Here is a 13,510-nt window from a genome sequence, read left to right as displayed (position 1 = left end):
AGCGGTTAGATTTCGCAAAAACTTTGTAAAAAGCCGCCGCTTGTAAAAATATGGTTTAGAAGTTTTTCCATCTAGACGTCTATAATACTTTCTTTAGGCTATAATGACAAATTATTTTTCTCAAAATCAATTCTCAATAGCCTGAAAAATCAATAAAGAGACGAAGTGGTATAATAATTTTTTAAATATCACTATATTAATACACTTCTTTTCCTATTTTTATGCTAAATTTACGCATTTTTATTCACTAATAGGATGTATATGTCGAAAGGTAAAATTGGGCTGTTTTCACTGACAGCGCTTGTTTTAAGCTCTATGATTGGCTCTGGAATTTTTAGCTTACCACAGAATATGGCAAGTGTGGCTGGCGCTCATGCTCTGTTGTTAGGCTGGTTAATTACGGGCGTTGGTATTATCTTTCTTGGTTTATCCTTCTTTTTTCTCTCTCGTTTAAAACCTGAATTAGATGGTGGAATCTATACCTATGCAAGAGAAGGGTTTGGCGATTTTGTAGGAAGTTTATCCGCTTGGGGATATTGGCTTTGTACTGCTATTGGTAGTGTGGGCTACTTAGTGGTCGCATTCGAAGGTGTTGGGACTTTCATTGATCACGATGATTTTATTCTTTTTGGTCAAGGAAATACCTTTGCATCTATTTTAGGCGCATCCCTTATTGTCTGGCTAATCCATTTATTAATTGCCAAAGGAATCAAAGAAGCAGCTTCAGTCAATTTAATTGCAACTATTGTTAAAACACTCCCTTTATTTTTATTTATCGGTTTAGCTGTTTATTACTTTTCTCCTGAAAAATTCATGCAAGATTTCAATGGAAAAAGTTTAAATACGCCATTATTAGACCAAGTAAAAGGTACAATGCTTATTACGCTTTGGGTGTTTGTTGGGGTTGAAGGCGCTTCAATTCTGTCTGCCCATGCGAAGAAAAAAAGTGATGTTGGCATTGCAACAATACTAGGTATTTTGATTAGTTTAGTTCTTTATGTTGCAATTACGGTATTTTCCCTAGGTATTCTTCCTAGAGAAATAATTGCAGAGATGCCTAATCCGTCTATGGCAGGTATTTTAGAACACCTTATTGGTACAAGCGGTAAGATCTTGATTACATTTTGCTTAATTGTTTCTGTATTAGCTTCTTATATGAGTTGGACGATGTTTTCATCAGAGATCCCTTATCAAGCAGCCAAATACCATACTTTTCCACGAATACTAAATAAAAGTAACCAAAATGGTACGCCTATTGGTGGATTGTGGCTAACCAATATAACAATTCAACTCAGTCTATTGCTTGTACTGTTTACTGGAAAAGGCTATAGCGTTCTTATCCAAATTTCAACCGCAATGATCTTAGTTCCTTACTTTTTAGTTGGAAGCTATTTATTCAAAGTCGCCGTACAACAAAAAGCTGTTTGGTATATTAAACTTACTGGCTTCCTTGCATCTCTTTATGGCTTATGGATAGTCTATGCTGCGGGGCTTGATTATTTGCTTCTTTCCGTCATTTTATACGTACCTGGGATTGCTGTCTTTTTATACTCACGTTATCAATATCAAGGAAATATAGATTTAAGTCGATTTGAAAAAATATTAATCTTAATTATCTTGTCATTGTTTATTTGGGCGGTATATCATAGTTTAACGGTCATGAATTGGGGATAAGATATGGCAAAGATAACGTTAGATGCACTCAAAGCCACAGGTTCGTGGCTTCTGTCTCAATATCAAAGAATTGAAGATTATTTCACAAGCGGTTCTTTTGGGGTGCGTTTTTACCCCTTTTTGATGTATCCATGCGTACGCCATTCTGTCAATGGTATCGTCAGACTTATCTCAATATTGTCTGTTTTTATCGCACTTTATTACTTCTTTGCCGAATTTATCACGATTTTATTTAGTGATATTTCTTTATCTGCCTATACTCGCCATACGGTATTAGAATTATTACAGCCCGCAGGCACCATTATTGATGGCAAAGAAATTCATCTTTCACCGCTCTATTTCTCCATGAAAGTTGCCTTCTTACTCCAAGGTTGCTTACTATTCTTTATCTATTGCATTGGCGTAACACAGATTACCTCTCGCCGTTTTCGCTTATTAGGTATGCTCTTTTCATTGTTATTCAGCTGCGGAGCTATGCTTATTTTTAACTCGCAAGGTGGGAAATATACGGTAGGTGGATTACAAAACACGGGAGCGTCTTTAACTTATCTATGCGGAAATTTAACGATGATTGCCTCAGGGTTAGGGATTATTCAACCCCATTTGAAAAAACTAAAAAGATATAGTCTGATTGCAGGAAGCTTCGGCATTATCGCTATTTCCGCCACTTTATTTATAGAACTTCCTTATCTTGCTTTACTTGAGCGCCTTAGTCTTTACAGTTTATTCGTTTGGGAAGTTGCCATTGGTTTTGCAATTTTAAACAAAGGAAAATAGATGAAAACGAACTTATCTTTTGTCGATCGTTATCGTCAGCTTATTCAAATTCCGACCATCAGTAGTCTTGATGAAAAATACGATATTTCCAATAAAGCATTAATTGAACTACTCGCCTATTGGCTAAGTGATTTTGGCTTTAAGACAGAGATAATTGCCGTTGAAGGCAGTCGAAAAAAGTATAATTTACTTGCCACTTATGGTGAAGGGGAAGGCGGATTATTGCTTGCAGGACATTCTGATACGGTACCTTATGATGAAGGGCGCTGGAATTTCAATCCTTTTCAATTGACTGAAAAAGACGGTAAATTCTATGGTCTAGGCACAGCAGATATGAAAGGATTTTTCGCCTTTGTTGTTGATGCCATAAGCCAAATTGATCTCAAGCAACTCAAAAAGCCATTGCGTATTTTAGCCACTGCCGATGAAGAAACGACGATGTTAGGCGCAAGAACATTTTCACAGCATGCGCATATTCGTCCTGATTGTGCAATCATTGGTGAGCCAACGTCCCTTAAGCCTATTCGGGCGCATAAAGGTCACATTGCTCAAGCTGTTCAAGTGATTGGGAAATCAGGGCATTCTAGTGATCCTGCCAATGGCATTAATGCTATAGAGATTATGCACGATGTAACAGGAAAATTACTGAATTTACGTCGAGATTTCCAAGCGAAATATCACAATCCACTTTTTAGGGTTTCACATCCAACGATGAATTTTGGCAATATTCACGGGGGTGATGCACTAAATCGTATCTGTGCCTGTTGTGAACTTCAACTTGAAATTCGCCCTTTACCATCGCTTGCAATTCAAGATGCAGAAGCATTACTTCGTGAACACTTAGCGCCTTTAATTGAACAATGGGGAGAGCGAATTCAAATTCGAGCATTGCATGCAGGTATTCCTGGTTATGAATGTGAACACTCTGCTCAAATTGTACAAGTCGTGGAAAAATTATTAGGGGAAAAATGTGATGCGGTAAATTACTGCACGGAAGCACCTTTTATTCAACAGCTTTGCCCAACATTAGTTCTTGGCCCTGGTTCTATTGAGCAAGCACATCAGCCTGATGAATATTTAGAGGCTAAATTTATCGAACCAACGCGTGAGTTATTAACTAAACTCATTCGTCATTTTTGTGAGTAAGCACACTGTAGGGGCGGACCGATGTGTCCGCCCGCAATATCAAATATGGATTAAACTCACCACATTAACTAGCAACCCATAAGAGTATCGCAAGAATTTGTGGCAGAATAATGCGACAGAACATGGCTAAAGGATATACCGTTGCATAAGAAAGTGCTGCGGCGCCATTGTTTTCTTTGATTGCATTGGCAAAAGCAAGGGCTGGCGGATCTGTCATAGAACCTGCAAGTAAACCACACAAGCTTAAATAGTTCACTTTTCCATAAATACGTGCAACAACAGCGGTAATAATCAACGGAATAAACGTAATCAATGCACCATAGAAAATCCATGATAAACCTTCATTACTGAGTAAGGTGTTCACAAAGTTTCCACCCGCTTTCCAACCAACAACGGCAAGAAAAAGAACAATACCAATTTCTCGTAGCGCTAAGTTTGCACTTGGTGGCATAAACCAATAGAGTTTTCCTAAACTCCCTACTCTTGCCAAAATTAATGCCACCACTAAAGGACCTCCCGCTAAGCCTAACTTTAAAGCAACAGGGAAACCAGGAATATAAATTGGAATAGAACCTAATAGAACACCAAGCCCAACCCCAATAAAAATCGGTAGCATCTGCACTTGTTGTAATTTTTGTTGTGCATTACCAATAATTGCCATCACTGCATCAATATCTTCCTGACGACCAACGAGATTTAGGACATCACCAAACTGTAAGGTCATTTGTCCATTTGGTACAAGTTCAACACCCGCACGATTTAAGCGAGAAATCACGACATCATATTTCCCTTTTAGCATTAATTGGCGAATTTGTTTTCCAAATACTTTTTCATTGGTAACAACCGCTCTCTCATTTTTATACATCGTACCTTTTGTAGAAACAGAGACATTAACTTCTTCTCCTAAAATAAGCTGCATTTTATGCAAGGTTGCTTTTTCACCTACGATATGCAGTACATCTCCGACTTGAATTTTTGTTTCAACTTTAGGGACGAAAAGCTCTTCATCTCGCTTTAAACGAGAATAAACTACGTCATGTAAATCAAAATCAGGAAGCTCCTTTAACATTAATCCATTAATATTCGGATTCGTTACTCGTACATTCAATGTACTTAAACCTTCTTTTTTACTATTTGAGACAGAATCAAATTCATCCGCTTCTTTATCTACATTCACTTTAAATATAATGCGGACTAGCCACATCGCCAATAAAATACCGACAATACCAAATGGGTAGGCAATCGCATACGCCATTCCCATTACAGCAGTAGATGTATCCCCCCCTAATTCAGCTAAAATTTGCTGACCTGCACCTAAAGATGGGGTATTTGTTACAGCACCTGAAAAGATACCGAGAATAACAGGTAATGGCACGTTAAAAAATTTGTGTAATAAGATGACTAACACACCGCTTAAACCTACAATCATTAGAGCAAAAGCATTGAGCTTTAAGCCTGACTGCCGAAGAGATGCAAAGAAACCAGGTCCAACTTGAATACCAATGGTATAAACGAAAAGAATTAATCCAAATTCTTGGATAAAATGTAGCGTGTGTGCATCTAAAGTCACACCATATTGAGTCATAAAATGGGAAACTAAAATACCTCCAAATAAAACCCCACCGATCCCAAGACTTACGCCTCGTACCTTTATATGCCCTATCCACAAGCCAATGACAGCGACCAGAGATAATAGGCTAACTGTTAACGCAATTTCGCTCATATAAGCCTCTCATAAAAATAGAACTAGGATCGATTGTATCAAAGCTAATCTGGAAAAAATGAGATCTAACTCAAAAAATAGAGGTGTTTTAGGAGTATTATTTCATTTTAATAACATTTCATCCTATTTTTCTCCTTTTTTGACACATTTAGTTATTTATACTAGTATTCGCCCTTCATTTTTTATAACTAAAAGGAGTAATGAAATGGAGCCAATCATATTAAATGGTTATCACACACTTATTGCCGCAACATTAGTATTGTTAATTGGTCGAGTTTTTGTCAATAAAATCAAATTATTACAAGATTTTAATATCCCAGAAGCTGTTGCTGGTGGCCTATTTGCAGCAACCATTATTTTTTGTCTCTATAAATTCTCTGGTATTACTTTTAAATTTGAAGCATCCCTGCAAACAGCCTTTATGTTGATCTTTTTCTCATCTATTGGACTCTCCGCAGACTTTTCTCGCTTAAAACAGGGTGGCATTCCTTTAGTTCTATTTTTAGTCGTAGTGAGTACATTTATTTTTATTCAAAATAGTGTTGGTGTAGCATTAGCTACATTTTTAGGATTAGATCCTCTTGTAGGATTAATTACGGGTTCTATTACTCTCACAGGAGGACATGGCACCGGTGCAACATGGGCTGCTATTTTTGCTGAAAAATATGGTGTTGTAGGTGCAATAGAAATGGCTATGGCTTCTGCAACTTTCGGTCTTGTTGCGGGTGGGTTAATTGGCGGACCAGTTGCACGTCGTCTAGTCAATAAAATGAAAATTTCCCCAACCAAACACAATACCAAAGTAGAAACTGCAGAGAATAAATATGCTGGTGATACCTTTGAAGATGTCGATAATGTGCGTCTCATTACTGCAACATCAACAATTGAAACAATGGCACTCTTTGCCGCATGCTTAGCTTTCTCATCTATTATGGTGAAAATTCTGCCTGATTCAGGACTTCCACAATTTGTCTGGGCATTAGGTTTTGGTGTTCTTTTGCGTAATGTATTAACTCTCGTGTTTAAATTTGATATGTTCGACCGTGCAATTGATGTCTTTGGTAACGCATCACTTAGCTTATTCTTAGCGATTGCACTAATGAGCATCAAATTATGGGAATTGACAGGATTAGCTGGTTCTATGCTTATCATTCTTCTAGTACAAACAGCAGTAATGATTATCTATGCATATTTTTTGACATTTAAAGTAATGGGAAGTAATTATGATGCGGCAATACTCTCAGCGGGTCATTGTGGTTTCGGCTTAGGTGCAACACCAACGGCTGTCGCTAATATGCAATCAGTTACAGAAACCTTTGGTCCTTCGCATAAAGCGTTCTTGATCGTACCGCTTGTTGGAGCATTCTTTGTTGATATTATCAATTTAGGCATGATCACGGGCTTTATGAATTTTCTAACAAAATAAAAAACAAAAAGCTAAGTCTAAGACTTAGCTTTTTCTTGCTATAAACCTAAGTGTTGGCGATAAGCCTGTAAAGTATTTTGCATCAACATCGCCACGGTCATCGGTCCAACACCTCCAGGGACTGGCGTAATAAAACTCGCTTTTTGTGACGCAACATCATATTCCACGTCTCCCACTAACTTACCATCCACACGATTAATCCCCACATCAATCACAATAGCCCCTTCTTTAATCCATTCACCCGGAATAAATCGCGGCTTACCTACTGCAACAACCAGAATATCAGCTTGGCGAACGTGGCTTTCAAGATCTTGTGTAAAACGATGAGTAACAGTTACTGTACAACCACCTAATAACAACTCTAATGCCATAGGGCGACCAACAATATTTGATGCACCAACAATAACTGCATGTTTACCATATAAATTGACGCCCGTCGTTTCAAGTAATTTCATCACGCCGTAAGGTGTACAAGCCCTTAGAGTGGGAATACGCTGGCATAATCGCCCTACATTGTAAGGATGAAAGCCATCTACGTCTTTATCTGGACGAATTGCATCAATGACTTTTGTAGAATCTATCTGTTTGGGGAGTGGTAATTGAACCAAAATACCATCGACAGTTTCGTCTTGGTTCAATGTTTCAATTAAATTGAGTAATTCCTGTTCCGTGGTTGTTTCTGGTAAATCATAAGATTTGGATATAATCCCTAATTCTGCACAACTTTTACGCTTGCTACCAACATACACTTGAGATGCGGGATCAGCTCCAACTAAAATGACCGCTAACCCAGGCGCACGTTTACCTTGAGCGATATGTAATGAAATGTGTGTTGAAATCTCTTCTTTAATTTTACTCGCCAATGTATTACCAGAAATCACTTGTGCGGACATAAATTCTCCTAAAGATAAAATGCGGAATTATTTGTTATTTTCTCAAAAAAAATCCCTTTAAGTAAGTATTAATTATGCATAATGTTTAAAGAACATGCATTTAATTTAGATGAATCAAAAACTTATTGACGAGACAAAGAAATCACCTATAATGCTCACCATATTTACGGCGGCGAGTAGCGCAGCTTGGTAGCGCAACTGGTTTGGGACCAGTGGGTCGTAGGTTCAAATCCTATCTCGCCGACCACTCCTTTCATATTAAACTTCCCTGTTAACTTTTTATTTGCGCCCTTAGCTCAGCTGGATAGAGCAACGCCCTTCTAAGGCGTGGGTCAAAGGTTCGAATCCTTTAGGGCGTGCCATTTATTTAGGCTTGTTTATGAAAAAGCATCACATTGAAACGCTCATTTCTACCCAAGAAGTTCAACAACGTATCGTAGAACTTGCTAAAGAGATTAATCACTACTATCAGCACAATAATAGCCAAGGTCTTGTTGTTGTTGGGCTACTACGTGGTTCTTTTATGTTTATGGCTGATCTCGTTCGCCATCTTGATCTTCCTGTTGAAATTGATTTTTTAACCGCTTCAAGTTACGGATTAAGCACAGAGTCTAGCCGAGATGTGAAAATCCTTAAAGATTTGGATAGCGAAATTCAAGGGAAAGATGTGTTAATCGTTGAAGATATTATTGACACTGGCTTTACCTTAAGCAAAGTCCGTGACATTCTTAATCTCAGAGCGCCGTCTTCTTTGGCGATTTGCACACTCTTAGACAAGCCATCTCGCCGTGAAATTGATGTGCCAGTCGAATGGGTTGGCTTTGCGATTCCAGATGAATTTGTTGTCGGCTATGGCATTGACTATGCACAACGCTACCGTAACTTAGACTATATTGCTAAAGTTGTGATCGAAGAATAATTGCAAAATATATATCAAAACAAACCGCTTGTTGTGTGAAACTTCAAGCGGTTTTTGTATTCTAAGTAGCACGGATAAAATAGGATAATCATTATGTGGAAAAAAACACTGTTAGCATTATGTATCACAACAACTTATGTATGGGCAAATCAAACGCCTACAACTAAAGTATGGAGTGATGCGGAAGTACAGCAACTTAAACAATCCTGGACGCAACAAATTCAGCTTGATGAAAAAAAACGTCAGCAACAACGGGAGAATTTTCTTCAGCTAGAATCGTTGCTCCAAGCGGCAGAACGAACAGGGGAACTCTCTGTGCCGCTCTTGCAGATCATCAATCAATTACAATCCACATTAAACGGCTATCCCCTTCAAGAAGAGATCGCTTGGGCATTGCTGAAAGCGAAGATGAAAGCCAATCAAGCGACAACCGAAGATATTATTCAATTTTCAAATCAGTATCCCAACACTGCCAAAAGAAACAAGCTAAATCAACGCCCAATAGAGATGCTCTATCAGCAGCAACAATTTGCAGCCTTGCTTGATTACAGTAAACAAGTTATGGCTGAAGGCATTGATAGCCAATGCCAAGTGCTTGGTGCGCAATATCAATTAGTGGCAGAAAAACTCCAACCAAATCCAGAAGCAGAACAAGCAGGAAATCAGCCAATGCATTCATCTACAGAGATGAATCAACTGCTTGCTCAATTTGAGACACTATGGCTCACCAATGAAACGCTACCATCAAGTTGTGCAAGCATTGAAAGTTATTGGCGAGATCAAGGTTTGAAAACTGCCGAAAAAATCAAACAGAAAGCCCTTAATCTCTTTACCCAAAATAGTAAAAATGGCATTGCTGATTTAGCATTGAATACAAAAGAGAGTGAATTAGCTCAATGGCTAACCGCTTTACAACAACTGGTTAATTCCCCAAACCAATTGCAAAATTTTGTTGAAAACCAACCGCTTGCAGAACAAAACAAACAAATCGTCATAAATGCGTTTCCAAAATTTGTCAAAACGCTTTCGGAACAGACCGATAAACCCGATTTTTCACCTTATCAAGCTTGGGCTGAAAAATGGCAACTTACCGCAGACGAATTACGCTCTTGGAAAATCAGTTTTATTAACCAAATTTTTGATAATAGCGATCCGATTTTTCAACTTTGGCGAGATGAGCAACTAAAAACGTTAAAAGCAGATCATTTAACCGAACGCCGTTTACGCATGGCAATTTGGCAAAAAAGTGATCTCAAAGAGTGGTTAGAAATTTTAAGCGATGAAGGAAAATCCAAAGTGGAATGGCGCTACTGGCTGGCGAAAGCCTACCCTGCTCTGCAACAAAATTTACTGACTGAGCTTGCAAAAGAGCGGGGATTTTACCCAATGCTTGCCGCTCAGCAATTAGGCAAGCCCTACCAACCAACGTTACCTCAAGTCACGCCATTAAGCGATGAGCAACTTGCAAAATTTAAACCTGAACTTGATCGCATCACTGAACTAAGACACTTAAAACGTTTTAGCCAGGCTAAATTAGCTTGGGTAGATCTTTTACAAGCGGTCAGTTTTGAAGAAAAAATTGCATTCAGTGAATTTGCGCTACAGCAAGATTGGTACGACTTAGCCGTTGAAGGAACCATTCAAGCAAAAGCGTGGGACTATTTGTCACTTCGTTTACCAAATGCCTACTCTGATTGGTTTGATCTCAATCTACAAAGTAAGTCAGTGACAAAAACCTTTGCGATGGCAATCGCTCGCCAAGAAAGCGCTTGGAATTTCCAAGCTCGCTCACATGCAAATGCGTTGGGATTAATGCAAATGTTACCATCAACCGCCAGCCAAACAGCAAAAAATAGTCAGTTAGTTTATAGCGCAGAAAGAGATCTCCTTGATCCCTTTAAGAATATTATGCTAGGCACAGCACACCTTGCCGAACTCAATGAAAAATATCCAAATAATCGTATTTTAATTGCAGCGGCTTATAATGCAGGGCCACATCGTGTGACACGTTGGTTAGAAAGAGCGAATGGCACACTTGCAATGGACGAATTTATTGCATCTATTCCTTTCCTAGAAACCCGTGGTTATGTACAAAATGTGTTAGCCTATGATTACTATAACCAGTTCCTTCAAGGTCACCCAACGTTGATGATGTTTACCAAGGAAGAGTTAACACGGAAATATTAAAACGAAAATGGACGCATAAGCGTCCATTTTTTATAGCTAACAAGCGGTTAGATTCCGTCTAAAATTTGCAAAATTCTCAGCAAAACATACCGCTTGTAGCGTTACCATTACTTGATAATCAGCAACTTACTTGTATCACTCATCATCTCTGCTACTTTCGGTTGTGAAGACAATTGCGTTTCGTTCATTGGTTCAATTTTCCAAATGTCTCTCGCATAATCTAACACAGAGCGGTCTGAAGAGAAGTAGCCCATATTCGCAATGTTGATGATCGCCGAACGTGTCCACGCCTTCTTATTACGGAAGTATTCAGCCACTTTCTCTTGTGCATCAACATAGCTACGGAAATCGGCACAAGCTTGGTAGTAGTCGCCTGATGACAGAATTAAATCTTGATAGCGATACGGATCTTCTGGCGAGAATTTGCCGTTTAAGATTTGTGAGATCGCTTCGTTTAATTCGCCGTCTTTTTCGTAGTAGTGATATGGTGAGTAGCCATTACGACGTAATTCTTCTACTTGCTCTACGGTGTTACCAAAAATAAAGATGTTGTCGTTGCCAACACGGTCTAAAATTTCTACGTTTGCACCGTCTAACGTACCAATCGTCAATGCGCCGTTTAGGGCGAATTTCATATTCGATGTCCCTGACGCTTCTGTACCTGCAAGAGAAATTTGCTCCGATACGTCTGCTGCTGGAATGATTAACTGTGCAAGGCTGACGCTGTAGTTCGGGATAAAGACCACTTTGATTAAATCACGAATACGGCTGTCGTTGTTGATTACGTTCGCCACATCGTTGATTAAACGGATCACTTTTTTCGCTGCATAATAAGCACTTGCCGCTTTACCTGCGAAGATAAAGACGCGAGGCTGCCAATCTGCCGTTGGGTTTCTTAAAATGCGGTTGTAGTGTGCAATGATATGCAACACATTCAACTGTTGGCGTTTGTATTTGTGGATACGTTTAATTTGTACGTCAAAAATCGCTTCAGGGTTGAGTTTGATCCCTTGCGTTTGTTCAACGTAAGCGGCGAGTTTGCGTTTGTTTTCTACTTTCACCGCAGCCACTTCCGCTTGTACGTCAGCATCATCAACAAATGCGTTGAATTTATCTAATTCGGTTAAATCGGTACGCCAGTTTTTGCCAATATGTTTATCTAAAATAGACGCTAAACCTGGGTTTGCGATATGGATCCAACGACGAGGTGTTACACCGTTTGTGACGTTCGTGAAACGATTTGGGTAGATTTTCGCAAAGTCGGCAAAAATAGATTCAACCATTAAGTCAGAGTGAATTTTCGCTACACCATTGACTTTGCCTGATGCAATAACCGCTAACCAAGCCATTCTGACACGGCGATCGCCATGTTCATCAATAATAGATACTCGACGAACTAACGCTTCATCACCTGGGAATTTTTCACGTACTTCTTGTAAGAACCAATCGTTGATCTCAAAAATGATCTGTAAGTGGCGTGGTAAAATACGTGCTACCATTTCCACTGGCCAGGTTTCTAACGCTTCACTCATTAAAGTGTGGTTAGTGTAGAAGAATACTTTGCGAGTAGTGTTCCACGCTTGTTCCCAGCTGTAACCTTTTTCATCAATTAAAATACGCATTAACTCTGGAATTGCAAGGGTTGGGTGGGTATCATTTAAATGGATTGCCACTTTTTCAGCCAAGTTCAAGCAAGAACCTGATTCCACTTCGTGACGACGCACGATGTCTTGCACAGACGCAGAGCAAAGGAAATACTCTTGACGTAAACGCAATTCACGACCGTTGTAGGTTGAATCATCAGGGTAAAGCACACGAGACACGTTTTCAGAGCTGTTTTGTTGGCTCATTGCAGCGAAATAGTCGCCACGGTTGAAGTCTGCTAAGCCGAATAATTTTTCACCAGCGTGAGCAGACCATAAGCGTAAGCTGTTGGTTGCAGTGGTTTCAAAGCCTGGAACAAGTTGGTCGTGGGCTTGAGCGATAATTTCTTCATCTGGTTGCCATACGGTTTTTTTGCCCTCTTGCCAAGTTCTGCCACCAAAACGCACAGGGAATTTTTTACTTGAACGCAAATAAGGCCATGCAAATTCCTTTTCTAACCAGTAATCAGGATTTTCCACTTGTTCGCCATTTTTGATCTCTTGGCGGAACATACCGTATTCATAACGAATACCATAGCCAATCGCAGGAATTTTCATCGCTGCTAAACTATCCATATAACAGGCAGCTAAACGACCTAAACCACCGTTACCTAAACCTGGATCGCCTTCTTCATTGATGATTTCTTCGATGTCTTGGCCTAGCTCATCCAATGCTGCACGGATTAAATCGTAAACACCTTCAGCAATCATTGCATTACTAAAGGTTCTTCCCATTAAAAATTCCATTGAAAGATAATAAACACGGCGACTGGTATTTGCCGCTTGGCTACGACGAGTTTGTAACCAAGATTCCGTAGAAAGATCACGTACAACACGAAGTGATGCGTTTAACCAATTCCGTTTGCTCGCTTCACGAGGTTCTACGCCTAAAGCAAAAACAAGTTTATGCAAAATGGCATTTTTGACATTTTGGATATTTTCTGGACTTAGATGTGTGGTTGGCTGTGTATTTGCCATTCGTTTTACTCCTAGTAAATAAGACAAAATATAAAGTATATAAAACCGCCATATTCTACAATAAATTGCTCGTTTTGCTTACTTCATTACGAAAAATTACGCTGACTTACTAAATTATACTAATGTACATCGAAGATAAGAAAA

Annotated in this window: 9 protein-coding genes and 2 tRNA genes; 8 read left to right on the top strand and 3 right to left on the bottom strand. The window is 39.1% G+C overall.

Translation table 11 applies throughout. The features are described 5' to 3' along the window. Positions 1-261: 261 nt before the first annotated feature. From C5N92_RS01165 to argE, 3 genes are read left to right on the top strand one after another with little or no spacing between them, the layout of a single operon-like run. On the top strand, positions 262-1,674 hold the full coding sequence (locus tag C5N92_RS01165) for a basic amino acid/polyamine antiporter (protein ID WP_111749055.1): 1,413 nt from the start codon (positions 262-264) through the stop codon (positions 1,672-1,674). A gap of 3 nt (positions 1,675-1,677) precedes the next feature. Further along, entirely contained in the window at positions 1,678-2,451 is a 774-nt protein-coding gene (locus tag C5N92_RS01160; RefSeq protein WP_111749054.1) for a hypothetical protein, read from the top strand. Next, positions 2,452-3,597: an acetylornithine deacetylase gene (argE, locus tag C5N92_RS01155; RefSeq protein WP_111749053.1), complete on the top strand. Its 1,146-nt coding sequence runs from the start codon at positions 2,452-2,454 to the stop codon at positions 3,595-3,597. A gap of 64 nt (positions 3,598-3,661) precedes the next feature. Here the strand turns inward: argE and C5N92_RS01150 are convergent, their stop codons facing one another. Further along, positions 3,662-5,320, bottom strand: coding sequence for a putative transporter (locus C5N92_RS01150; RefSeq protein ID WP_111749052.1), 1,659 nt, complete (start codon positions 5,318-5,320; stop codon positions 3,662-3,664). 205 nt (positions 5,321-5,525) lie between these two features. Here C5N92_RS01150 and gltS point away from each other — a divergent pair, with 205 nt between their 5' ends. Continuing rightward, a complete protein-coding gene (gene gltS, locus C5N92_RS01145; protein WP_111749051.1) occupies positions 5,526-6,746 on the top strand; it encodes a sodium/glutamate symporter in 1,221 nt (406 codons plus the stop codon). Between the two features lie 38 nt (positions 6,747-6,784). Here the strand turns inward: gltS and folD are convergent, their stop codons facing one another. Continuing rightward, positions 6,785-7,639: a bifunctional methylenetetrahydrofolate dehydrogenase/methenyltetrahydrofolate cyclohydrolase FolD gene (gene folD, locus C5N92_RS01140; protein WP_111749050.1), complete on the bottom strand. Its 855-nt coding sequence runs from the start codon at positions 7,637-7,639 to the stop codon at positions 6,785-6,787. A 170-nt stretch (positions 7,640-7,809) separates the two neighbouring features. Between folD and C5N92_RS01135 the strand changes: the two genes are divergently transcribed. From C5N92_RS01135 to C5N92_RS01120, 4 genes are all read left to right on the top strand, one after another. Next, positions 7,810-7,886: transfer RNA gene (locus tag C5N92_RS01135), tRNA-Pro, on the top strand. Positions 7,887-7,924: 38 nt separating this feature from the next. Next, positions 7,925-8,001, top strand: a tRNA-Arg gene (locus C5N92_RS01130). Between the two features lie 17 nt (positions 8,002-8,018). Further along, the gene (gene hpt, locus C5N92_RS01125; RefSeq protein WP_111749049.1) at positions 8,019-8,558 is read left to right on the top strand and encodes a hypoxanthine phosphoribosyltransferase; all 540 of its coding nucleotides are present in this window, start codon (positions 8,019-8,021) and stop codon (positions 8,556-8,558) included. Between the two features lie 93 nt (positions 8,559-8,651). After that, positions 8,652-10,745, top strand: a complete 2,094-nt coding sequence (locus C5N92_RS01120; protein ID WP_181015859.1) for a transglycosylase SLT domain-containing protein — start codon at positions 8,652-8,654, stop codon at positions 10,743-10,745. 107 nt (positions 10,746-10,852) lie between these two features. On the opposite strand, the gene C5N92_RS01115 is transcribed toward C5N92_RS01120, so the two are convergent. Further along, on the bottom strand, positions 10,853-13,366 hold the full coding sequence (locus tag C5N92_RS01115; protein ID WP_111749047.1) for a glycogen/starch/alpha-glucan phosphorylase: 2,514 nt from the start codon (positions 13,364-13,366) through the stop codon (positions 10,853-10,855). Positions 13,367-13,510 lie beyond the last annotated feature (144 nt).

Source organism: Glaesserella australis (assembly GCF_003260095.1).
GTDB lineage: Bacteria > Pseudomonadota > Gammaproteobacteria > Enterobacterales > Pasteurellaceae > Glaesserella > Glaesserella australis.
This window is presented reverse-complemented; position numbering and strand designations above follow the sequence as displayed.

What these genes read in the sequence shown, in the direction of transcription:
- C5N92_RS01165 (WP_111749055.1), top strand. Translation starts at nt 262, where the DNA reads ATGTCGAAAGGTAAAATTGGGCTGTTTTCACTGACAGCGCTTGTTTTA.
- C5N92_RS01160 (WP_111749054.1), top strand. Translation starts at nt 1,678, where the DNA reads ATGGCAAAGATAACGTTAGATGCACTCAAAGCCACAGGTTCGTGGCTT.
- argE (WP_111749053.1), top strand. Translation starts at nt 2,452, where the DNA reads ATGAAAACGAACTTATCTTTTGTCGATCGTTATCGTCAGCTTATTCAA.
- C5N92_RS01150 (WP_111749052.1), bottom strand. Translation starts at nt 5,320, where the DNA reads ATGAGCGAAATTGCGTTAACAGTTAGCCTATTATCTCTGGTCGCTGTC.
- gltS (WP_111749051.1), top strand. Translation starts at nt 5,526, where the DNA reads ATGGAGCCAATCATATTAAATGGTTATCACACACTTATTGCCGCAACA.
- folD (WP_111749050.1), bottom strand. Translation starts at nt 7,639, where the DNA reads ATGTCCGCACAAGTGATTTCTGGTAATACATTGGCGAGTAAAATTAAA.
- hpt (WP_111749049.1), top strand. Translation starts at nt 8,019, where the DNA reads ATGAAAAAGCATCACATTGAAACGCTCATTTCTACCCAAGAAGTTCAA.
- C5N92_RS01120 (WP_181015859.1), top strand. Translation starts at nt 8,652, where the DNA reads ATGTGGAAAAAAACACTGTTAGCATTATGTATCACAACAACTTATGTA.
- C5N92_RS01115 (WP_111749047.1), bottom strand. Translation starts at nt 13,366, where the DNA reads ATGGCAAATACACAGCCAACCACACATCTAAGTCCAGAAAATATCCAA.